Source organism: Accumulibacter sp. (assembly GCF_032229525.1).
Taxonomy (GTDB): Bacteria; Pseudomonadota; Gammaproteobacteria; order Burkholderiales; family Rhodocyclaceae; genus Accumulibacter.
This window is the reverse complement of the sequence record NZ_JAVTWB010000090.1, coordinates 56055-77565: the sequence shown is the minus strand read 5'-3', so window position 1 is coordinate 77565 and position 21511 is coordinate 56055. Positions and strand designations below refer to the sequence as shown.

Annotated in this window: 20 protein-coding genes; 10 read left to right on the top strand and 10 right to left on the bottom strand. The window is 61.7% G+C overall.

From position 1 onward, the window contains the following. A partial coding sequence (locus RUW20_RS05730) for a pitrilysin family protein (protein WP_313951232.1) occupies nucleotides 1–818 on the bottom strand: 818 nt, incomplete at its 3' end. 95 nt (nucleotides 819–913) lie between these two features. Between RUW20_RS05730 and ftsY the strand changes: the two genes are divergently transcribed. Genes ftsY through ftsX form a run of 3 tightly spaced genes read left to right on the top strand, consistent with a single transcriptional unit; the run spans nucleotide 914 to nucleotide 3488 of the window. Next, entirely contained in the window at nucleotides 914–1906 is a 993-nt protein-coding gene (gene ftsY, locus RUW20_RS05725; RefSeq protein WP_313951231.1) for a signal recognition particle-docking protein FtsY, read from the top strand. Beyond that, entirely contained in the window at nucleotides 1903–2592 is a 690-nt protein-coding gene (gene ftsE, locus RUW20_RS05720; RefSeq protein ID WP_313951230.1) for a cell division ATP-binding protein FtsE, read from the top strand. Before ftsY ends, ftsE begins: the two co-directional genes overlap by 4 nt. Then, entirely contained in the window at nucleotides 2589–3488 is a 900-nt protein-coding gene (gene ftsX, locus RUW20_RS05715) for a permease-like cell division protein FtsX (protein ID WP_313951229.1), read from the top strand. Before ftsE ends, ftsX begins: the two co-directional genes overlap by 4 nt. A 60-nt stretch (nucleotides 3489–3548) precedes the next feature. On the opposite strand, the gene RUW20_RS05710 is transcribed toward ftsX, so the two are convergent. After that, nucleotides 3549–3923, bottom strand: coding sequence for a diacylglycerol kinase (locus RUW20_RS05710; protein ID WP_313951228.1), 375 nt, complete (start codon nucleotides 3921–3923; stop codon nucleotides 3549–3551). A gap of 160 nt (nucleotides 3924–4083) precedes the next feature. Here RUW20_RS05710 and rpiA point away from each other — a divergent pair, with 160 nt between their 5' ends. Beyond that, entirely contained in the window at nucleotides 4084–4746 is a 663-nt protein-coding gene (rpiA, locus tag RUW20_RS05705; RefSeq protein WP_313951227.1) for a ribose-5-phosphate isomerase RpiA, read from the top strand. Between the two features lie 18 nt (nucleotides 4747–4764). Here rpiA and RUW20_RS05700 read toward each other — a convergent pair whose 3' ends face one another. The 4 genes from RUW20_RS05700 to RUW20_RS05685 all read right to left on the bottom strand — a co-directional run bounded on the left by RUW20_RS05700 (nucleotide 4765) and on the right by RUW20_RS05685 (nucleotide 8875). Beyond that, the gene (locus RUW20_RS05700) at nucleotides 4765–5037 is read right to left on the bottom strand and encodes an oxidative damage protection protein (protein WP_313951226.1); all 273 of its coding nucleotides are present in this window, start codon (nucleotides 5035–5037) and stop codon (nucleotides 4765–4767) included. 92 nt (nucleotides 5038–5129) lie between these two features. Next, nucleotides 5130–6449, bottom strand: a complete 1320-nt coding sequence (gene argA / locus RUW20_RS05695) for an amino-acid N-acetyltransferase (RefSeq protein ID WP_313951225.1) — start codon at nucleotides 6447–6449, stop codon at nucleotides 5130–5132. Between the two features lies 1 nt (nucleotide 6450). Further along, nucleotides 6451–8118, bottom strand: coding sequence for a polyphosphate:AMP phosphotransferase (gene pap / locus RUW20_RS05690; RefSeq protein WP_313951224.1), 1668 nt, complete (start codon nucleotides 8116–8118; stop codon nucleotides 6451–6453). Next, the gene (locus RUW20_RS05685) at nucleotides 8111–8875 is read right to left on the bottom strand and encodes a 16S rRNA (uracil(1498)-N(3))-methyltransferase (protein ID WP_313951223.1); all 765 of its coding nucleotides are present in this window, start codon (nucleotides 8873–8875) and stop codon (nucleotides 8111–8113) included. Before RUW20_RS05685 ends, pap begins: the two co-directional genes overlap by 8 nt. A 53-nt stretch (nucleotides 8876–8928) precedes the next feature. On the opposite strand from RUW20_RS05685, the gene RUW20_RS05680 reads away from it, so the two are divergent. Together RUW20_RS05680 and RUW20_RS05675 are read left to right on the top strand one after the other, a co-directional pair. Next, nucleotides 8929–9480, top strand: coding sequence for a thioredoxin family protein (locus tag RUW20_RS05680; RefSeq protein ID WP_313951222.1), 552 nt, complete (start codon nucleotides 8929–8931; stop codon nucleotides 9478–9480). Between the two features lie 6 nt (nucleotides 9481–9486). Further along, on the top strand, nucleotides 9487–10353 hold the full coding sequence (locus RUW20_RS05675; protein ID WP_409559311.1) for an inositol monophosphatase family protein: 867 nt from the start codon (nucleotides 9487–9489) through the stop codon (nucleotides 10351–10353). A gap of 49 nt (nucleotides 10354–10402) precedes the next feature. On the opposite strand, the gene RUW20_RS05670 is transcribed toward RUW20_RS05675, so the two are convergent. Then, nucleotides 10403–11542 (bottom strand): PLP-dependent cysteine synthase family protein, encoded by a 1140-nt coding sequence (locus tag RUW20_RS05670; protein WP_313951242.1) that lies wholly within the window; start codon nucleotides 11540–11542, stop codon nucleotides 10403–10405. 127 nt (nucleotides 11543–11669) lie between these two features. Here RUW20_RS05670 and apbC point away from each other — a divergent pair, with 127 nt between their 5' ends. The 3 genes from apbC to RUW20_RS05655 all read left to right on the top strand — a co-directional run bounded on the left by apbC (nucleotide 11670) and on the right by RUW20_RS05655 (nucleotide 15955). Next, complete coding sequence (gene apbC, locus RUW20_RS05665; protein WP_313951221.1) at nucleotides 11670–12761, top strand: iron-sulfur cluster carrier protein ApbC; 1092 nt, start codon at nucleotides 11670–11672, stop codon at nucleotides 12759–12761. A 269-nt stretch (nucleotides 12762–13030) separates the two neighbouring features. Continuing rightward, nucleotides 13031–13597, top strand: a complete 567-nt coding sequence (dcd, locus tag RUW20_RS05660; protein ID WP_313951220.1) for a dCTP deaminase — start codon at nucleotides 13031–13033, stop codon at nucleotides 13595–13597. Between the two features lie 120 nt (nucleotides 13598–13717). Next, nucleotides 13718–15955: an arginine/lysine/ornithine decarboxylase gene (locus tag RUW20_RS05655; RefSeq protein ID WP_313951219.1), complete on the top strand. Its 2238-nt coding sequence runs from the start codon at nucleotides 13718–13720 to the stop codon at nucleotides 15953–15955. Between the two features lie 188 nt (nucleotides 15956–16143). Here the strand turns inward: RUW20_RS05655 and RUW20_RS05650 are convergent, their stop codons facing one another. From RUW20_RS05650 to RUW20_RS05640, 3 genes are all read right to left on the bottom strand, one after another. Next, on the bottom strand, nucleotides 16144–17415 hold the full coding sequence (locus RUW20_RS05650) for a hemolysin family protein (protein WP_313951218.1): 1272 nt from the start codon (nucleotides 17413–17415) through the stop codon (nucleotides 16144–16146). 3 nt (nucleotides 17416–17418) lie between these two features. Further along, nucleotides 17419–18939, bottom strand: a complete 1521-nt coding sequence (locus RUW20_RS05645) for a hemolysin family protein (RefSeq protein ID WP_313951216.1) — start codon at nucleotides 18937–18939, stop codon at nucleotides 17419–17421. 328 nt (nucleotides 18940–19267) lie between these two features. After that, nucleotides 19268–20698 carry a hemolysin family protein gene (locus RUW20_RS05640; protein ID WP_313951215.1) on the bottom strand — a complete coding sequence of 477 codons (1431 nt, stop codon included), beginning with the start codon at nucleotides 20696–20698 and terminating at the stop codon, nucleotides 19268–19270. Between the two features lie 364 nt (nucleotides 20699–21062). On the opposite strand from RUW20_RS05640, the gene hisG reads away from it, so the two are divergent. Beyond that, nucleotides 21063–21511: ATP phosphoribosyltransferase (gene hisG, locus RUW20_RS05635; RefSeq protein WP_313951214.1), on the top strand; the 449-nt coding region annotated here is incomplete at its 3' end.

The window sequence follows — 21511 nt, the reverse complement described above, 5'->3', positions numbered from 1 at the left end:
ACCGGCACCTTGTAGGCCATCATGACTACCGGCAGTTCTGCCGGCGCTTTGACGGTCAGCCGACGAATGCCGAGCTGTGGCGGCTCGTCCTGCGGTTTCCTGGGCGGCAGCCGACGCGCCTGCAGAGGGCCGTAGTGCTGCTCGGCAAGCCGGAATACCGCCTCGTGATCGACGTCGCCGACCACTACCACGTAGGCATTATTGGGCGCATACCAGTTGTCGTACCATGTTCGCGCATCGTCGACGGCGAGGTTCTCGAGATCGTTCATCCAGCCGATGATCGGCACCCGATAGGGATGGGTCTGGAACGCGACGGCAGTCAACTGCTCGTACAAAAGCGAGCGCGGCTGGTCGTCGGTACGCAGGCGGCGCTCTTCCATGACCACCCTGACCTCTTGCGCAAACTCCTTGGGGTCCAACGTCAGGTGCCGCATGCGATCGGCCTCGAGCTGCATCATTTCGGGCAGCTTCTGCTTTGGCACTTGCTGGAAGTAGGCCGTGTAATCCCGACTGGTGAAGGCATTGTCGCGGCCGCCCGCAGCCGCCACGCGACGGCTGAACTCACCCGGTCCAGCGCTTGGCGTCCCCTTGAACATCATGTGTTCGAGGACATGCGCCACGCCAGTGCTGCCATTCGTTTCGTCCATGCTGCCGGCGCGGTACCAGACCATGTGCGCCGCCGTTGGTGCTCGCCGATCTTCTCTGACGATGATTCGCAGCCCATTGGGCAGCTGCTTTTCGAAGGTGTCGGCCAGCCCGGCGGCCGGCGCGGCCAGAGCCAGCAGCAGGGGAATCAGTCTCGCGTGACGCATGGGCATGAATCGCTTCTGATAGAATTTCGGGGTGTCGGATACTCGCGCCGGCATCTTACCACCGGCAAAGTCGCCGACCGCCTTTCAGACACGGAAGCATTATGTTTGGTTTCACCAGGAAATCCACAGCGCCAACCCCCGACACCAGCGCTGCTGCCGTTGTCGAAACCGCCGACGCCGTGGCCGCAGCTTCGTGGCGGCAGCGCCTCAAGACCGGCCTCTCGCGCACACGAGCGCAATTCGGCGGCAAGCTGAAATCATTGTTCTCGCGCGGCAAGGTCGACGACGAGTTGCTCGAAGACCTGGAGGCCGTGCTGCTGACCAGCGACGTTGGCCTCGACGCCACCCAGCATTTGCTCTACCAGCTGAAGATGCGCGCCAAGCGCGACAAGCTTGCCACCCCCGAGGCCATTCAGCAGGCGCTGTCAGACGTCATGTTTGAACTTCTACGGCCGCTCGAGGAACCACTCGACCTCGCGTCGCACCGCCCCTTCATCATCATGATTGCCGGCGTCAACGGTGCCGGCAAGACCACCTCGATCGGCAAGTTGGCCAAGCATTTTCAGGCCCAAGGTCTATCGGTACTGCTGGCCGCCGGCGACACCTTCCGCGCGGCAGCGCGCGAGCAGTTACAGACCTGGGGCGAGCGCAACAACGTGACGGTCATTTCACAGCAGTCGGGTGACTCGGCGGCGGTGATTTTTGACGCCATCGCCGCCGCCAAGGCGCGGGGCATAGACGTCGTTCTCGCCGACACCGCCGGCCGCCTGCCGACGCAGTTGCATCTGATGGATGAAATCGCCAAGGTGAGACGCGTCATCCAGAAAGCCGATCCGTCCGGACCACACGAAACGCTGCTGGTGCTTGACGCGACTTTTGGCCAGAATGCACTGCAGCAGGTAATGGCCTTCGACAAGGCGATCAAAGTCAGCGGCCTGGTGTTGACCAAGCTCGACGGCAGCGCCAAGGGTGGTGTCGTCGCCGCGATCGCGCGTCAGTGCCCCAAACCCGTTCGCTTCATCGGCGTCGGCGAAGGAATCGACGACCTGCGACCTTTCCATGCCCGTGATTTTGTCGATGCGTTGTTCGAGTGATTACTGCCAACGCCGTTACCAAACGCTACCCTGAAGGTCACGAAGCGCTCAAGAACGTCAGCTTCGAGATCACTGCCGGGGAGATGGTCTTCCTGACCGGCCATTCTGGCGCGGGGAAATCGACGCTGTTCAAGCTGCTGGCAGCGATCGAGCGCCCGACCTCGGGCAGCATCGTGATCAACGGCCAGAATCTCTCGGCCCTGCGCAGAAACGCCATTCCCTACCTGCGCCGCAAGCTGGGGCTGATCTTCCAGGATCAGAAACTACTGTTCGACCGCTCGGTGCTCGACAATGTGCTCTTGCCACTGTCGATTGTCGGCCACCCAACCAAGGATGCACCGCGCCGGGCGCAGGCGGCACTGGCCAAGGTAGGCCTGCCGGGTCGCGGAAAAGCGTTTCCGATCGCCCTCTCGGGCGGCGAACAGCAGCGACTGGCGATTGCGCGCGCGGTTGTCAATCGACCGGCGATCATCCTCGCCGACGAGCCGACCGCCAACCTGGACGCGGCCTCCGCCATCGAGATTCTCGACATCTTTCGGGCCTTTCAACAGGTGGGGGTAACCGTGCTCATCGCCACCCACGACCCACTTATCCTGGCCAGGCTGAAACCACGAATTCTGCGCCTCGACAAGGGCGAGATGAGCGAACAGATGCCGGATCAACCCCTTGCTGGAGCCACCCCGTGAGCGCCTGGTTTGCCCAGCATCTGACCGCCCTACGCGACGCATTGCGGCGTCTGCTGGCGATGCCTCTCAACACCCTGCTGTCGCTGCTGGTGATCGGCGTTGCGCTGACCTTGCCGACAGCAGGCTGGCTGACCATCGAAAACCTCCGCAAACTGACCGGCGACACCCCCGGCGTGCAGCAGATCAGCATTTTCCTGGCGCTCAACGCCAGCCAGAGCGAAGTCGGCGAGATTGAGTCGCGACTGCAGCAGGCAAGCGCGGGAAGCTGGCGTTTCGTGCCGCGCGCCGAAGCGCTCAAGCGCCTGCAGGAGGCCGAAGGGATGGCGGAAATTATTGGCAGCCTGCCGAAAAACCCGCTGCCGGACGCCTTTGTCGTCACCCCCGCCGATTCACGACCCGAGTCACTCGAAAGTCTGGCGACCAGTTTTTCCACCTGGCCAAAGGTAGCGCACGTACAGCTCGATTCGGCCTGGGTCAAACGCCTGGATTCCCTGCTCCGTCTCGGCAAGCTCATCGTCATGCTGCTCGCAGTCCTGTTTGCCGGCGCCCTGGTGACCATCACCTTCAACACCATTCGGCTGCAAATCCTGGCCCAGGCCGCCGAGATCGAAGTGGCCAAACTGATCGGCGCGACGGATACCTACATCCAGCGCCCCCTGCACTACTTCGGCCTCCTGCAAGGCGCCCTGGGGGGCTTGTGCGCCGCACTGCTGGTTACCGCCGGCAGCCACCTCCTGACCCCGCCGGTCGCCGAACTGGCGCGGCTTTATGGCACCAGCTTCACGCTGCAAGGTTTGTCGGCGAACGACATCGTCGTCCTGGCGGCCATCGGCGGTACCCTGGGCTGGCTGGGAGCGAAAATTTCGGCGCTGATCCATTTGCGCCGCATCAGCTGATCGCGATGCCGGGGCTGCGGCCCACATGCCGCCCGAGCGCGGCCTGGCCCGGAGCACAACTCAGCCGAAGAGCACGCAGAGCCAGACCACAGTGACGTTGACCAGCGCCAGCAGCACCGCGGCGCTGCCGATATCCTTTGCGCGCTTGGCCAGGGGATGCCTGTCCAGCGAAATCCGGTCTACGGTGGCCTCGATCGCCGAATTGAGCAATTCAACAATCAGGACCAGGAGCACGCTGCCGATCATCAACGCCAGTCCGAGGCCGCCTGGCGAAATGAAGAAGGCCAGCGGTATCAACAACGCCGCCAGCAGCACCTCCTGGCGAAAGGCGTCTTCGGCGACGTAGGCCGCGCGCAGCCCGGCCAGCGAATAGTGCAGAGCATTCCATATTCGCCGCAATCCGGTCTGCCCCTTGAACGGGCTTTCGTCGGCCACGGGTTCCTCCTTGCCGTTACTCGATGGGTGGCCAGTATAGCGATCTGCCCGGCGATCGGGTTCGTTCACCACCCGATAGGGCAGCACCAGGCCCGGGCTGTCATCACCGGCGGGCGTTAGCTACAATGACGCACCTCCCCACGACAAGGTAAAACCAGCGATGACCCAGGACGAACTGAAGAGAGCGGTCGCCCGGGCGGCCATCGCTTACCTCGTTGAAGGCGAAATCATCGGCGTCGGAACGGGCTCGACCGCCAACTGCTTCATCGATGAACTGGCTGCGGTCAGGCACCGCATCCGCGGCGCCGTGGCCAGTTCCGAAGCCACCAGAAGACGACTCGAGGGTCACGGCATCACGGTCTTCGATCTCAACGAGGTGGAAAGCATCCCGGTGTACGTCGACGGTGCCGACGAGATCAACGCGGCCATGCAGATGATCAAGGGCGGCGGTGGCGCGCTGACGCGCGAGAAGATCGTCGCCGCAGTGGCCGAGCAATTCATCTGCATCGCCGACGACGCCAAGCTGGTACCGGTACTCGGCCGCTTCCCGTTGCCGGTTGAAGTCATTCCGATGGCTCTTGGCCACGTCGGACGCCAGCTGGCAGCGATCGGCGGCACGCCGGTCCCGCGTGAGGATTTTCGTACCGACAACGGCAACCTGATCGTCGACGTCGGGGGACTCGAAATCCTCGACCCGACCGCGCTGGAAACGCGCATCAACCAGATCGTCGGGGTGGTGACCAACGGCCTCTTCGCCTGTCGGCCGGCGGACATCTGCCTGCTTGGAACGGCCAGCGGAGTGCAGACCCTGACCGCAGAATGAGCGGTCAGGCGTCGTCGATCAAGCGCTGGGCGGCACGTAGCCCTGCACGGCATCGGCACCACTACCGAAGAAATGTCTCTCGAGCTGCTCGGCCAGATACTTGCGATGCGCGGCATCGGCAAGATTGAGACGGTTCTCATTGATGATCATGGTCTGCATGCGCACCCACTGCTGCCACGCTTCCTTGGATACCGCCTCATAAAGCCGTTTGCCCAGCTCGCCCGGATAGGGCGGAAAATCGAGGCCCTCGGCCTCACGACCCAACTTGATGCAGTTCACCATTCTTGTCATGCAATCCACTCCTTGATTGCTCTGCAGCGAGCTGCAGAGGAAAATATTGTCCGTTCCAATGCCCCGCCGGCATCAGCGAACGGCCAACAAGATTAGAGATCCTTGATCAGCACCTTGGACCGACGTTGCAGGTTGTAGACCAGCCGCTTTTCGGCCGGCAACTGATCGATCTGGCGCTCGGCAAAGCCGCGCTCCTTGAACCAGTGCGAGGTCAGCGTCGTGAGGACAAACAGGCGCTTGACGCCCAACGCACGTGCCCTCGCCTCGATGCGCTTCATCAGCAGAGCGCCATAACCCCAACGCCGATAGTGCGGATGGACAGCCAGGCAAGCGAGCTCCGCCTGATCGCCGCCGTAAGGATAGAGCGCAGCACAGGCAACGATCACGCCATCATGCTCGACGACCGAGAAACGGGTGATTTCTCGCTCGAGCAACTCCCGTGAGCGACGGACCAGTGCGCCAGCCTCTTCGAGTGGTTCGATCAGCGCCACCAGGCCACCGATGTCGTCGGGTCGTGCATCGCGCAGCTGCTCGAGCGACTCGCGGGTAATGATCGTACCCACGCCATCACGGGTAAAAAGCTCGCGCAGCAGCGTGCCGTCCTCATCGTAGCCGATCAGGTGCACCCGACCGACACCAGCGCTTCCGGCCCGTACGGCGCAGGGAAGATAGCGCTTCAGGTCCGGCGACAGCCAGTCGCCCAGACTGACCAGCCGTTCGGCGGCGTCGACCGTCAGCTCGTCGAGCAGCGCGCCGTCGATATCGGTCGCACCCTGACTGTCGGTCAGGAAAATGAGCTTGTCGGCCAGCAAGGACGTCGCCACTGCCTCGGCCACCTGCTCCATGGCCAGGTTGAAAATCTCTCCCGTCGGACTCGAACCAAGGCACGACAGCAGGACGATGTTGCCGAGGCCCAACTGGGCACGGATCCCTTCACTGTCGACCTTGCGTACCTGACCCGAATACTGCATGTCGACCCCATCGACCACGCCGACCGGCCGGGCGGTAACGAAGTTGCCGCCGACCACGCGAATCGTGCTGTTGGCCATCGGCGTATCGGCGAGGCCCTGCGAAAGCAGGGCCTCTATCTCGAGGTAAATGCCGCCTACTGCGTCAATCACGCTATCGAGTGCCTTGGCGTCGGTGACGCGATAGTTGCCGTGATAAACCGACTGAAGACCTCGTTGGCGCAGCAACTCCTCGATCTGCGGCCGCGCGCCGTGAACCAGAACCAGGCGCACGCCGAGCGCCGCCAGCAGGTTGACATCGTAGGCCAGCGTGCGCGCCAGCGGCCCGGCAATCGCCTTGCCGCCAAACGCGATCAGGAAGGTCTTGCCGCGAAAGAGGTTGACGTACGGCGCGACCGCCCGGAACCAGGCAACGAAGTGGGCGGAACTCGGTTCGTCCGACATGTCACGTGGCCGGTTCAGCCTTCTCGCTGGCCTTGCTCGCCGCTTTGGCGTCCTCGCTGGCGTCCCCCGCGCCTTTCGCCTTCTCGGCCTTCACCTCCTTGGCGGCCCTGGATGCTACGGCTTTCGCCTCCTTGGCGGCCGCTGCCTTGGCGCTCTTTGACGCCGCCGGCTTGGCTTCCTTAAGCGGATCGACTTTCAACTCCTTTTCCATACGCTCGCAGATCGTCCGCAACACTTTGACTCGCGCAAAACACTTGTCATTGGCCTCGACAATCGTCCACGGGGCGGTTCCCGAGCTGGTGCGCTCCATCATGTCGCAGACGGCCTCGTGGTATGGCCCGGCCTTTTCGCGGTTACGCCAGTCGTCCTCGGTGATCTTGAAGCGCTTGTGCTCGACCTCGGCACGCCCCTCGAAGCGGCTGAGCTGCTCCTCGTCACTGATTTGCAGCCAAAACTTGATGACGATTCCACCGGCATGCCAGATGTCATGCTCGAAATCGTTGATCTCGGCGTACGCACGCGACCAGTCGGCTTCGCTGCAGAAACCCTCGACGCGCTCGACCAGCACGCGACCGTACCAGGTACGATCAAAGATGGTCACCCGCCCCAAGCGTGGCATGTGCCGCCAGAAGCGCCACAGGTAGGGTTGCGCGAGCTCATCCTTGGTCGGCGCGGCGATCGGGATCAGTTGATACTGGCGCGCATCCATCGCCGAGATCACGCGCCTGATCGCACCTCCCTTGCCGGCTGCGTCAGAACCCTCGAAAGCGAGGATCAATGCGCGCTTGGCAAACGCCGGATGGCGCATCAGCTCCGCCAACCGCCCCTGCCACTTGGCAAGCTCGGTCTTGTACAGGTCGTTGGGGATACTCTGCGACAGATCAAGCGCACTCAGCACGTCGAGACCATCGATCCGCGGCGAGACCGGCGGCGCCAACGGCGCACTCGGTTCGCGCTTGTCAACCAGACGCTTCTGTACGGCATCCAGAATCGTCTTGCCGACAGTCAATGAGCGATACCGGTCATCGGTCCCTTCGACGATGATCCAGGGCGCCCAGGACGTGCTCGTCGTACGCAGCAGGTGGCCGGCAACCTCCTGCAGCTTGTCGTAGGTCTTCAGGCGATCCCAACTCGCCTTGGTCACCCGCCACTTGGTCAAGGGGTTGGCTTCGATCGATTTCAGACGCTCATGTTGCGCATCCTTGGACAGATGGATCCAAAACTTGAGGACCAGTGCGCCCTCATTGACCAACATCTCCTCGAAGCGGTTGAGCTGGTCCATGCGTTGATCAAAATCGGAGCGAGACATATCGTTGGCGATCCGCTCGGCAATCGGGGCCGAATACCAGGAACCGGAAAAAATCCCGATTCGCCCTTTTGGCGGTAGCGCCCGCCAGTAACGCCACATCGAGGGACGGGCCTTCTCTTCGGCCGTCGGCGCGTAAAACGCGTGGGTCGACAGGTAACGCGGATCCATCCACTCGTAGAGGACGTTGATCGTCTCTCCCTTGCCCGACCCATCGACCCCGCTGATCAGGATGACTACCGGAAAGCTGGCGTTGTCGCGCAACTGCTCCTGTATTTCGAGCAGGGCCGCGCGCAGCGTGGGCACCTCCTCACGGTATGTCGCCTTGTCGATCTTGTGTCCCAGCTCAGCCGATTCAAACATCAGTCATCTCCTCCTTCAAGTCACCCCACAAAAACTGGATTGCTGCCAGAGCAGCCAGGCCCGCCGTCTCGGTGCGCAGGATACGTGGGCCAAGACGCACCGACAAGAAGCCCGAGCGCGCAGCCATTTCCGTTTCCTCCGGCGCCAACCCACCCTCGGCGCCGATCAGCAGTTCAATATGGCCGTCAGCGGACGGGGCCGGCAGACTTCGCAGAGACTGCTGTCCAGCCGGTGCAAGCATCACGCGCAGGACGCCTGGCTCTGCCGGTCGCCTCAGCCAGTGTTCGAGGCTCTCCGGCGTGGCGACCTCCGGCAGCCGGTTCCGGCCACACTGTTCGCATGCCGCGGCCACGACGCCACGCCAATGTTCGAGCCGGCGCGCCGCACGCTGGTCGGCAAGGCGCACCACGCTACGTCGCGAGGTCACCGGCACGATGCGCGCGACACCGAGCTCGACGGATTTCTGCACCGTCAGGTCCATTTTCTCACCGGCCTGCAGCGCCTGCACCAGCGTGATCGACAATGGTGATTCGCGCTCGGTGGCCCGCCACCCCTCCACCTCGACGCTGACTCGCGCACGCTCGATGCTGGTTATGCGGGCAGCGTATTCGCCGCCCGCACCATTGAAGAGGGTCAACGCGTCGCCGCTACGCAGGCGCAGAACCTTGGTTGCATGGCGCGCGACCGGCTCCGGCAGGTCAGCTTGCGCGCCGACCGCAAGCGGGATCGGGCAATGAAAACGGGGATCATTCACCATGGTATTATAAAAGCTTAGCCGCTGGACGGTCGTTCTTTGGAGGCAGGTCTGTCATGGCGCTCAATACACCGGTGTGTGACTTCGGCTGGCAAGCCGCTGACTTCGAACTTGCTGACACCCACGATTCGCGGCACACGCTCGCAACACTCCGTGGCCCGAACGGGCTGCTGTTGATGTTCATCTGCAACCACTGCCCTTACGTCAAGGCGATCATCGATCGGATCTGCCGTGATGCGCGAGAGTTGCAGACTCTGGGCATCGGCGTCGCGGCGATCATGAGCAATGACCCGACCGAATACCCCGAGGATTCCTTTGAAAACATGCAGCGCCTGGCGAAACAGCTCGACTTCTCGTTCCCCTACCTGTACGACGTCGAGCAGAAAGTGGCACGCCTCTACGGCGCCGTTTGTACCCCGGACTTCTTTGGCTTCAACCGCCGCCTGGAATTGCAGTATCGCGGACGCCTCGATGCCAGCGGCCGCCTGCCGACAGCGCCAGATGCCCGACGCGAACTGCTGGAAGCCATGCGACTGGTTGCCGAAACCGGCCGCGGTCCACGCGAGCAGGTCGCCAGCATGGGCTGCTCGATCAAGTGGCGTACCTGATAGCTGATGAATGAGGTAGACAGTGCAGCGCTGCCGACAACCTCTGACCAAGAGCTCAAGCGCATGCTCGATGCCAGTGTCGCGCTGGTCCGCGAGGTAGCGCAGCGGGAGATCATGCCGCGTTTCTTGCGCGCCATTCAGGACCAGCGCAAGGACGACGGATCGCTGTGCTCGGAAGCCGACCTCGCTGCCGAAAACTTTCTCCATGGACGACTGACAGAGATTCACCACTGCCCGGTCATCGGCGAAGAAATGGCGCCAGCGGCACAGCGCGCCAACTGGCAGCGTGGCAGCGACGACGACGACGGGCTGTGGTGCATCGACCCGATCGACGGCACCACCAACTTCATCAATGGCTTACCCTGCTTTGCCGTTTCGATCGCCTGGATGCGCCGGGGGCGGACACGGCTGGCGGTGACCTATAACCCGATCACCGACGAAATGTTCTATGCCCGCGAAGGCAATGGCGCCTACCTCAATGGCCGCCGACTGCCGTTGCGTCAGGTTACCGCCGATGTCAGGCGCGCCGTCGGTGGCGTAGACTTCAAGCGCATTCCGAAACACTTGGCTGACCGCATTGCCGTCAGCCCGCCTTTCTACTCGCAGCGCAACTTCGGCAGTTCGACCCTCGACTGGTGCAACCTCGCCGCCGGCCGGCTTGATCTTTACCTGCACGGCGGCCAGATGCTCTGGGACTACGCCGCCGGCAGCCTGATCCTGCGCGAGGCCGGCGGGCAGATGTGTACGCTCACACAAGACGATTACGATGCTGAAGATGTCTGGCGACGCTCGGTGATCGCTGCGCTGCACCCGGCAGTCTTCGAAACCTGGCGAAATTGGGTTCGGCACAACAACACATCGCGCATCGGTTGAGCGAACCGCGCACGACGCGCGGTGGGCCTTCACCAGCCGGCGAGGCGAATCAGGCTTGTGCCACCGCCAGTTCGCCTGCAGTCTGCCAACTGGCGGCCAGTTCAGCGGCAACCCGACCCGAGTCCAGTGACGCGGCAACGGCGGCACGCTGACCATGGCAGCTCAGGCCACTCTTCTTCAGCCAGTCTTCGCTGTAGTAGCTGCGGGCATAGCGCTGCCCCGAATCGCAGAGCAGGGTGACCACCGAGCCCGCAGCGCCCCGCTCTCGCATGTCTGCCATGCAGGCCAGCGCGGCGATCAGGTTGGTACCGGTCGAAGCACCGACCCGGCGACCCAGGCGCGCCGACAGTTCGTGCATCGCGGCCACTGACCACACGTCGGGCACCTTGACCATGCTGTCGATCACTGCGGGAAGGAATGAGGCCTCGACACGCGGCCGGCCGATGCCTTCGATGCGCGAGCCTTCGTTCAGGTAGAGTTCCGGGTCGCGGCTGCGGTAGTGATCGAAAAACACGGAAAGCTCCGCATCGGCCGCGCAGACGCGCGTTGGCTGCGCGCAGTAGCGTACGTAGCGGCCCAGCGTAGCGACGGTACCGCCGGTCCCGGCGCTGGAGATCAGCCAGGTCGGGACGGGATGCTGCTCGAGCCGCATCTGCTGGAAGATCGACTCGGCGATGTTGTTGTTGGCACGCCAGTCGGTGGCTCGCTCGGCATAGGTAAACTGATCCATGTAGTGGCCATCGAACTTGTCCGCCAGGCGCTGTGCTTCGCCGTAAATGCTCATCGGATCGTCGATGAAGTGGCAGCGTCCGCCCTGGAATTCGATCGCCGCGATCTTCTCCGGCGAGGTCGACTCCGGCATGACGGCGAGGAAAGGCAAACCGACGAGGCGGGCAAAATAGGCCTCCGAGATGGCCGTCGAACCGCTCGAGGCTTCGACCACCGTACTCCCCTCGCGCAGCCAGCCGTTGCACAGCGCGTAGAGAAAAAGCGAGCGCGCCAGGCGGTGCTTGAGGCTGCCGGTCGGGTGACTCGATTCGTCCTTCAGATAGAGGTCGATACCCGGAAAACCGGGCAGCTGCAATGGAATCAGATGGGTGTCGCTGGAACGCTGGAAATCGGCTTCGATGCGGCGGATGGCAGCGAGTACCCAGCTTCGGTCGCGGCCGCCACTGAGTGCGGATGGCATTTTCATCCGCGGAGCTTAACAGGCGCCGGGCGGTAGTCAAAGGAGGCCGCAGGGCGCGTGCGCCTCGCCACGTTTTCGGGTAAACTTTACTAAATTACTCAGGTATCCATTGAAGGAGCTTTGGCAAATGGCTGTAACCACTGAAACCGTACAAGCGGCACTGAAGGATTTGATCGACCCGAACACGGAGAAGGATTACTTGTCCACCCGTTCGGCGAAAAACATCAAGATAGAAGGGGTAGACGTCTCGCTCGACATCGAGCTGGGCTATCCCGCGAAAACGCAGTTCGACGAGATCCGTCGTACGGTAATCGAAAAACTCAGGACGATCCCCGGAATCGGCAACATCAGCGCCAACATCAGCGCCAAAATTGTTGCCCACACCGTGCAGCGTGGCTTGAAGCCATTGCCCGGCGTCAAAAACATCATCGCCGTGGCCTCGGGCAAGGGCGGTGTCGGCAAGAGCACGACGGCGGTGAATCTGGCGCTGGCGCTGGCAGAGGAAGGCGCCACGGTAGGCCTCCTCGATGCCGACATCTACGGCCCTTCGCAACCTCAGATGCTCGGTCTGGCAGGCCAAAAGCCGGAGTCGGAAGATGGCACCTCGATGGACCCCCTGCGAGCCCATGGCCTGCAGGCGATGTCCATCGGCTTCATGATCGACATCGATTCACCGATGGTCTGGCGTGGCCCGATGGTGACCCAAGCCCTTGAGCAGCTGCTCAAGCAGACCAACTGGGACGACGTTGACTACCTGGTAGTCGACATGCCGCCGGGAACCGGCGACACGCAGCTGACCCTGGCGCAGAAGGTACCCGTGACCGGGGCGGTGATTGTCACCACGCCGCAGGACATTGCCCTGATTGACGCCCGCAAGGGGCTGAAGATGTTCGAAAAGGTCGGCATCCCGATCCTCGGCCTGATAGAGAACATGAGCACCCACATCTGCTCGAAGTGCGGCCACGAGGAGCACATCTTCGGCCAGGGCGGCGGTGAGCAAATGTGTAAGGACTACGACACCGAGTTCCTCGGCGCTCTGCCGCTGGAACTGTCGATCCGCGAACTGACCGACGCGGGCAAACCAACGGTTGTCGGCGCGCCCGACTCGCGCGCGGCAGAAATCTACCGGACGATTGCCCGCCGCCTGGCGGTCAAGGTTGCCGAGCGCAGCCGCGACATGAGCGCCAAGTTCCCCAGCATCGTCGTCCAGAACACCTGAGGGCTGGCGGCGGCTTCGTCGCTGACAGACCGTAGCGCGCTCGGCAGCGGGCCGCCCGCCCTCTCCAGAGCGCGAGGAACAGCTAGACAGATCAACAAGATGGACGCGCGCCGGATCGGCCGCCGAGCAAACGAAGCACTGGCGTTGCACATTTGCCAAAGGCCGCAAACCTGGCCACCCGACCAGCAGACGACAAGCGGTTTCTTCTGCCGGCCGGACGCCGTAGAATGGGCACCTTTCCTCTGATGCCGTGGGTCGGGTGGCCAGCAATGTCGATTAAATCTGATAGGTGGATCCGCCGCATGGCGGCCGAGCACGGCATGATCGATCCCTTCGAACCCAATCAGGTACGCGAGATCGACGGTCGTCGGATCGTCTCCTACGGCACCTCGAGCTACGGCTATGACATCCGCTGTTCCAACGAATTCAAGCTGTTTACCAACCTCAACTCGACGATCGTCGACCCGAAGAACTTCGATCCGAATTCCTTCGTCGAGGTCACGAACGATTTCTGCATCATCCCCCCGAACTCATTTGCCCTGGCACGGACCGTCGAATACTTCCGCATTCCGCGCAGCGTGCTCACCGTCTGCCTTGGCAAGAGCACCTATGCCCGCTGCGGCATCATCGTCAACGTCACGCCCTTCGAACCCGAGTGGGAAGGCTACGTGACGCTGGAGTTCTCGAATACGACACCGCTGCCGGCAAAAATCTACGCCAACGAGGGCATCGCGCAGGTCTTGTTCTTCGAATCCGACGAGGAGTGTGAAACGTCGTACAAAGACCGTGGCGGCAAGTACCAGGGCCAGGTGGGCGTAACCCTGCCGAAGATGTGACGCCGTGCGTGACGCCCGCCGCCCCGTCAGGCGAGCAGCGGGATCGCCGGTAATCGCATCGCCACCGTCCGCGTGCCCAAGCTGCCGCCCTCCCACTCTTGATTTCATACTGGACTGGCCATGCATTTCGATTTTCCGGTAATCATCATCGACAAGGACTACCGTTCGGAGAACACCGGCGGACTGAGTATCCGGGCGCTGGCCAAAGCCATCGAGAAGAAGGGTTTTGATTCGCTCGGCGTGACCAGCTACGGAGACCTGACCTCGTTTGCCCAACAACAGAGTCGTGCCTCGGCATTCATTCTGTCCATTGACGACGAAGACTTCAGAGACGGCAAGGCCGAAGATACCGTCGCCGGCCTGCGCGCCTTCGTCAAGGAAATTCGCTGCCGTAACGAGGCGATTCCGATCTTCCTCTACGGTGAGACGCGAACCTCGGTGCACATCCCCAACGACGTACTGCGCGAACTGCACGGCTTCATTCACATGTTCGAGGATACAGCCGAGTTCATCGGCCGTTACGTGGTGCGCGAAGCCAAAGCGTACCTGGACAGCCTGGCGCCGCCTTTTTTCCGTGCGCTAACCCATTACGCCGAAGACGGCTCCTATTCGTGGCACTGCCCCGGGCACTCGGGTGGCGTAGCTTTCCTGAAAAGCCCGGTCGGTCGCATGTTCCATCAGTTCTTCGGTGAGAACATGCTGCGCGCGGATGTCTGCAATGCGGTCGAGGAACTGGGCCAGTTGCTCGATCATACCGGCCCGGTCGCTGCCTCCGAGCGCAACGCGGCGCGCATCTTCAGTGCCGACCACCTCTTTTTCGTCACCAACGGCACCTCGACCTCGAACAAGATCGTCTGGCACTCGACCGTCGCGCCAGGCGACGTGGTCATCGTCGATCGCAACTGTCACAAGTCGATACTCCACGCGATCATCATGACCGGCGCGATACCGGTGTTTCTGATGCCGACACGCAACCATTACGGGATCATCGGGCCGATCCCCAAGGAGCAGTTCCGCTGGGAGAACATCCGCCAGAAGATCGAATCACATCCCTTCGCGCGCACCGTCAAAGCGCAGCCACGGGTGCTCACCATTACCCAGAGCACCTATGACGGAATCCTGTACAACGTCGAGGAAATCAAGGAAATGCTCGATGGCGTGATCGATACGCTGCATTTCGACGAAGCCTGGCTGCCGCACGCGGCCTTCCACGAGTTCTACGGCGATTACCACGCCATCGGTGCCGATCGCCCGCGCTGCAAGGATACGATGATCTTCTCGACGCAGTCGACGCACAAACTGCTTGCCGGCCTGTCACAGGCATCGCAAATCCTGGTGCAGGATTCGCAGGGGCGAAAACTCGACCGCGACATCTTCAACGAAGCCTATCTGATGCACACCTCGACGTCGCCGCAGTACGCGATCATCGCTTCCTGCGACGTCGCGGCGGCGATGATGGACGCACCGGGGGGAACGGCCATGGTCGAGGAGTCGATCGCCGAAGCGCTCAACTTTCGTCGCACCATGCGCAAAGTCGAGCAGGAATGGGGCGCCGACTGGTGGTTCAAGGTCTGGGGACCCGACGATCTCTCGGAAGAGGGCATTGAAGAGCGTGCGGCGTGGATCCTCAATCCTGGCGAACGCTGGCACGGCTTTGGCATGCTTGCCGAAGGCTTCAACATGCTCGATCCGATCAAGGCGACGATCATTACGCCCGGGCTCGATGTCGATGGCGATTTCGCCGACTGGGGAATTCCGGCGGCGATCGTCACCAAATACCTGGCCGAGCACGGAATAATTGTCGAGAAATGCGGCCTGTATTCCTTTTTCATCATGTTCACCATCGGCATCACCAAGGGTCGCTGGAACACCATGGTCACCGAACTGCAGCAGTTCAAGGATGGTTACGACCAGAATCTGCCCCTGTGGAAGGTCATGCCGGAGTTCCTGGCCAAGAACCCCCGCTACGAAGGCTACGGCCTGAAGGACCTGTGCAAGCAGATTCACGGCATCTACGCAGCCAACGACGTGGCCCACCTGACCACCCAGATGTACCTTTCGGACATGGAGCCGGCAATGAAACCCGCCGACGCCTTTGCCCGCATGGCGCACCGCGAGATTGACCGGGTCCCGATCGATGATCTCGAGGGGCGGATCACCAGTACCCTGCTCACCCCCTACCCGCCGGGAATTCCGCTACTGATCCCGGGCGAGCGTTTCAACGCCACGATCGTTCGTTATCTCCGCTTCGCGCGCGACTTCAACGAAAGATTCCCGGGTTTCGAAACCGACGTCCACGGTCTGGTCAAAGCGCTGGTGGACGGCAAGCCGGTGTACTCGGTGGACTGCGTTCGCTGAGATTGCCGGCGCAAGCGGTCATCCCCGATGCGGGCCGACCGACCGGCAAGCACCGCAAGGCCCTCACCGCAACGGGGTCAGCGACGACGACCGTGATCAGCGGCCGGTGCACGAAAAACACGCCGGCCGCCGCTGTCGCGACATCCTCTTGATTTGCTGGCGCCCCGCGGACGAGCGACGACTGCCCATCAGACTCGCTTGATGTGCACTTTGGTAACGGTGCGGGCGCTCACCGTCCGCACCGTGAATTGGTAGCTTTCCTCGCGAATCTGGCTGCCCACTGGTGGAATGGTGCGCAGCCGGTTGATCATCAGTCCAGCCATGGTGTGCGCCGCCTCCATGGGAATGTTGAGGTGCAGTTCCTCGTTGATCTGCGAAATCGGAGTGCGTCCATCGACGAGGAACTCGTCAGGCCCCAGCTCCTTGATCATGATGCGCTGCTTGCTCCGGTGCGATTCGTACTCGTCGAAATCGTAGCCGACATCGATTTCTCCGACCACCTCCTCGAAGATGTCTTCCATGCTGAGAATGCCGATGGCCAGACCGAATTCGTTGACCACCACCGCCATGAAGTCGATCGGACGCGACAGCAAGGTCTGGATCGTTCGATCGATGGGCTGTTTGGAAGTCACATAGACCGGCTCCTGGATGTAGCTGGTCTTGGGTTTGCTGTTGATGTCGGCGGCCATCAAGTCCCATGAGTTGAGCGTGAGAATGCCGACGATGTTGGACATGTTGCCGCGATAGACCGGCAATCGGTTGTAGCCGTGGGCAAGCACCAATGCCACCGCCTCCTCCATGCTGGCGTGCTCGCTGAGGCCCACCACTTCGTCCAGCGGGGTCATCACTTCACCCACCGAAGTCTCCGAAAAACGCGTGATGCGCGCTACCTTTTCGGCGTCAAAGCTGCCGTCGTCGTCGCTGCTCGAGGACATCTCGAGCAGCATGCGCAGCTCCTCGCGGGTGATCAGGCCACTCTTGTCGGGCGTGCTACCGCCCGCCAGGCGCGTCGCAAAGCGCGCGATGCGACTGAAGACGAAGATCACCGGATAGTAAAGCCAGGAAAAGAAGCGCAGGACGAAAACGATGCGGGTTACGAGAAAGTCCGCCTTTTGCTGGTAGATGCTCTTCGGAACAATCTCCCCGAGGATCAACAGAAACGGTGTGGCCAACACCACCGAGATGATGTCCCCACTGGGCCCGAGGACCTCGATGAAGATCAGGGTGATCAGCGTGGTAACGGTCACCGTCGCGACGTTGGTACCCACCAGCGTCGTTCCCAACAGCACGTCCGGTGTCTTGTACAGCTTGAGCACCAGGGCGGCACCCTTGTCGCCGGTCTTTGCCAGGTGGCGCAACCTGATCTTGTCGCTGTTCACCATGGCGATCTCCGAACCCGAGAAGAAGCCCTTGAGTAACAGGAAGATCAGGATCAAAACGCATTCGAGGAATATTTCCATGGCTCAGACCCCTTTTTTCGCCGACGGATTATTGGCAGAGCTGGCGTCGAGATCTGCCGTTTCGTCACCCGCCGAAGCTGGCGGCACGGCTGCCAAAGCCGACTCTGTGTCGGCCATCGCCGCAACCTCCTGCGCAGGCAATTCCGCGCCCGCCGGGATGCCCTCGAGGTCCTGCGCTGGCGGCGTCGGCGTCGGTGGCACTTCGGGTTCCGGTTCCGGGTCCGGGCCGAGATCGAGCCGTGTCACGCGAAAGCGGTCGATGCGCAATCTCTGCATCTGTTCAACGGCGAAGATGAAACCTTCAAAGGTCACCGAGTCGCCAACCCTCGGCAGGCGGTTCAGCAAGCGCATCATCAGGCCACCGACGGTGTTCATGCTCGGATCGTCAAGATCGGCTCCCACCAGCTGGTTGAAGTCGACCAGACTCATGTCGCCGGGAATCGTGTAGACCTTGCTCAGCTCGATCTCTCGAACGCCGGGCTCCTGCGATGGCGGGGCCAGCTTGCCCAGCATGAATGCGGCCACGTCGCGGATCGAGACGATCCCCAGAACGTTGGCGTATTCGCCGATCACCAAAGCCAGCCGCGTGCGGTTCTCCTGGAAGAACTCGACCATCTCGTCCACCTTCTTGGTCGACGGAACAAAATGGGCTTGGCGCATCACGTCACGGACCTTGATTGCCGCTACGTCAGCACCGCTGCGCACCAGCTTGATGACGTCTTCGGAATGAAGAAAACCGACGATGTTCGAAGGGTTGTCCTCGAATAAAGGCACGCGCGCGTGGTGGATAGCCTGGAAGGCCTCCACCAGTTGACACAGTGGCTGCTCCACATCAAACGAAACCATGCTCGAAATCGGCGTCATGATGTCCACCACCTCGGCTTCCGAGGCCTCCAGCATGTTGTCGATGAGAATCCGCTCGGTCGGCACGATCTCGCCACTGGCCTCGCCTTCCTCCACCAGGGTGCGAAACTCGTCGGAATGGAGGATGTTGTCCTTCTTGACCGGCTCGCCAACGATGGCCGTGGTGATGCGGTCAGCGACCGCGCGCACCACCTTGCGCAGCGGCGCGATGAAGGCGATCCACTGCGGCAAGAGCCGCGCCGAAATGCGGGTAGAAACCATTATCGGATGCGTGACAGCGATGGTCTTCGGCGTCACCTCACCGACCAGCAGGAGCAGCGGAACCATCACCAGAATATTGAGCAAGGTCGTTTCGTCTTCGCTGAAATACCTCAACAGGATCGCCGCCATATTCGCCGACGAGGCGATGTTCACCAGCTCGTTGCCACACAACAGGGAGATGATCAGGCGGCGGGGCTCTTCGAGCATGTCCTGGATACTCTTGCAGCGCGGGTGCTGGCTGTTCTGCAGCCTCTGCATATCGAAGGAAGTCAGCGAAAACAGCGCCGTTTCGGATCCCGAAAAGAACGCCGAGGCGGTCAGCAATGCGACCTGAACGCTAAGCCGGATGACCAGTTCCAGATCAATCCAGGCAGGTATCTGCGCTACCAATTCGTCCATAAGCTAACTCCCCCAATACAGGTCCAGCGGTAATCTTCAGCGAGCAGCTGACCGCCGGCGTCAAGCCGTACGGCCGCGTGCAGCCTCCTGGGCAATGCCCAAAAAAGTACTACCACGCCGGTCCGCGTCACCTCTTGGCAGTGCTCGCCCGCGTTACAGCTGCTGCCGGGACCTTGCTCCTCGGCATGAGCAAGCGAGTAGCGCCAACCCCGGAAAAATACGTTAACCGCGCAACAAGTGGAATACCGACCAGGAAACACCAGAAACCATGACTTTCATGACGGCCAGCAGTGTACCCTCATTGCCGCGACGGAGCGAAAACCTTTACTCAGCCGCCAGTTGGGTACTGCTGGCCATCTGCCGCAGAAGAGTCTTCCACCAGGCGGACGACGCCGTCGTCACCGAGCGCCGTATCTTCAAACTTCAGCAGAGTGATCCGGTGGTTGTCCATTTCCAGCACCGTCAGGCGACCGCCTTCGAGTTCGACGGAGTCGCCAATCTGTGGCACGTTGCCCAGCTTCTTGTAGAACAGGCCGGCAAGAGTGACGTAGTCGTCGTCGAGCGGGAACGGGAAATCGAGCAGGTTTTCCAGGTCGGTGACGCGCATCGACGCGTCGATCTCGTACTGGCTGCCAACCAGTTTCCGCAGCCGCCGCCCCTGGCGCGTGAACTCGTCCTCGTACTCACCGACGATTTCCTCCAGGATGTCTTCGAGCGTGATGATTCCTTCGGTACCCCCGTATTCGTCGATGACGATCGCCATCTGCTGGCGGCTGTGCTTGAATTCCTTGAGCAGGTCACTCAGCGACTTGCTGTTCGGTACGATGAACGGCGCCTGTGCGAAGTCACCGACGCGTCGCTGGCTGACCTCTTCCAGCGTCTGCCCGCTACTTTCGGCCATCACCGTCAACAACTCCTTGATCGCCACCACGCCGGTAATTCGGTCGAGACTCTTGTCGCAGATCGGAAAACGCGCGTGCGGCACATCACGGAAGACCCGCAGCGCATCGGCAAGCGTGTCGTCCTGCATCAGCGCGCGGATGCGCGTGCGCGGAATCATCGCCTCGCGTACGGTGTGTTCGTCGAGCTTGAACACGCCGCGGATCATCTGTGTCTCCTCGGGCGCCAGCGTGCCGTCCTTCTCGCTGGCCGAGAGAATCATGCGAATTTCCTCGACCGACATCGTGAAGTGGCTTTCCCCATGACCTTCCAGGTTGCTCTGCCCGAAGAGCCTGAGCAGCGCGTTCGACGACATTTTCATGACGTGGATCAACGGTTTGAAGGTCAGGTAGAGAATGTTGATCGTCCCGCCGACGGCCATGCTCAGCTGTTCGGCCTTGTGGAAAGCAAGGACCTTGGGCGCCAGTTCGCCGGCGACCACATGCAGAAACGAAATGGCGATAAAGGCAAAGACGTAGGACATGGTATGCGCTGCCTTGTGCACCGCGGCGCTGTCGCCGAAGATGGTAAAGATCGCCACAAAAGTCGAATCGGTCAGCGTGCTGATCGTCTCCATGCCGACCGCACCCAGACCGAGGGAGACCAGCGTGATGCCGACCTGGGTCACCGAGTAGAAACGCTCCGGTTCGTTGTGCAGCATCTCGACCCGTGCGGCGCGCTTGTCACCCATCTCGGCCAGCTGCTTGATCCGACTGCGGCGCGCCGACGAGATGGCGATCTCCGAGCCGACAAAAAAAGCGTTGCCGGCGATGAAGACCAAAATCAGTACGAGATTGATATAAATATTCATTTGTTCCATGCAGAAAGCTCCTCCGATATCTGCGGCGACGGGAAAGCCCGGCCGGGCCTTTTGGTAGCGATGAAGACGACTGGGCCGCGCGCCAGAACGAAATCCGCCGCCGCATGTTTTTTTCTTTTTGCTCCCAGATCGAGTCTTTTCTTGTTCGATCGCGCGCGGATAATACACTATTCGTGCATCGGAAGAAGCACTGCTGCCCATCGGACAGTCAGTACCCCACGCGCCGCGGCGGCCGGGCGCCCTCTGCACGCCTGCCACCGGCCTACCCGCCGCCTGCCGCCAAGCCCGGTCGATGACCCGGTCAAGGCTCGGACGACTGCATTGCGGTAGAATGCGCCCTTCGTTGTCGAGCAGGAAGCACGCCGTGAATGGCATCACCATCGCCCTCTCCAAGGGCCGGATTTTCCAAGAGACGTTACCTCTGCTGGCGGCAGCCGGCATCGAGCCGCTCGAAGACCCCGAGACCTCACGCAAACTGATCATCCCGACCAGCCGCGACGATGTCCGCCTGGTCATTGTTCGTGCCACCGATGCGCCAACCTACGTGCAGTACGGTGCCGCCGACCTCGGCGTCGCCGGCAAGGACGTGCTGCTCGAGCACGGCAGCGACGGTCTTTACCAGCCGATCGACCTGAAGATCGCCAAATGCCGGATGATGGTCGCCATTCCCGCCGGATTCGACTACGCCCACGCGGTGCGCCAGGGCGCTCGGCTCAAGATCGCCAGCAAATACGTCAACATTGCCCGCGAACACTTTGCCGCCAAGGGCGTCCACGTCGACCTGATCAAGCTCTACGGCTCGATGGAACTGGC

Bases quoted from the DNA above. Each gene is read 5' to 3' on its own strand.
- ftsY (WP_313951231.1), top strand. From the start codon at position 914: ATGTTTGGTTTCACCAGGAAATCCACAGCGCCAACCCCCGACACCAGC.
- rpiA (WP_313951227.1), top strand. From the start codon at position 4,084: ATGACCCAGGACGAACTGAAGAGAGCGGTCGCCCGGGCGGCCATCGCT.
- RUW20_RS05700 (WP_313951226.1), bottom strand. From the start codon at position 5,037: ATGACAAGAATGGTGAACTGCATCAAGTTGGGTCGTGAGGCCGAGGGC.
- argA (WP_313951225.1), bottom strand. From the start codon at position 6,449: ATGTCGGACGAACCGAGTTCCGCCCACTTCGTTGCCTGGTTCCGGGCG.
- pap (WP_313951224.1), bottom strand. From the start codon at position 8,118: ATGTTTGAATCGGCTGAGCTGGGACACAAGATCGACAAGGCGACATAC.
- RUW20_RS05685 (WP_313951223.1), bottom strand. From the start codon at position 8,875: ATGGTGAATGATCCCCGTTTTCATTGCCCGATCCCGCTTGCGGTCGGC.
- RUW20_RS05680 (WP_313951222.1), top strand. From the start codon at position 8,929: ATGGCGCTCAATACACCGGTGTGTGACTTCGGCTGGCAAGCCGCTGAC.
- RUW20_RS05675 (WP_409559311.1), top strand. From the start codon at position 9,487: ATGAATGAGGTAGACAGTGCAGCGCTGCCGACAACCTCTGACCAAGAG.
- RUW20_RS05670 (WP_313951242.1), bottom strand. From the start codon at position 11,542: ATGCCATCCGCACTCAGTGGCGGCCGCGACCGAAGCTGGGTACTCGCT.
- apbC (WP_313951221.1), top strand. From the start codon at position 11,670: ATGGCTGTAACCACTGAAACCGTACAAGCGGCACTGAAGGATTTGATC.
- dcd (WP_313951220.1), top strand. From the start codon at position 13,031: ATGTCGATTAAATCTGATAGGTGGATCCGCCGCATGGCGGCCGAGCAC.
- RUW20_RS05655 (WP_313951219.1), top strand. From the start codon at position 13,718: ATGCATTTCGATTTTCCGGTAATCATCATCGACAAGGACTACCGTTCG.
- RUW20_RS05650 (WP_313951218.1), bottom strand. From the start codon at position 17,415: ATGGAAATATTCCTCGAATGCGTTTTGATCCTGATCTTCCTGTTACTC.
- RUW20_RS05645 (WP_313951216.1), bottom strand. From the start codon at position 18,939: ATGGACGAATTGGTAGCGCAGATACCTGCCTGGATTGATCTGGAACTG.
- RUW20_RS05640 (WP_313951215.1), bottom strand. From the start codon at position 20,698: ATGGAACAAATGAATATTTATATCAATCTCGTACTGATTTTGGTCTTC.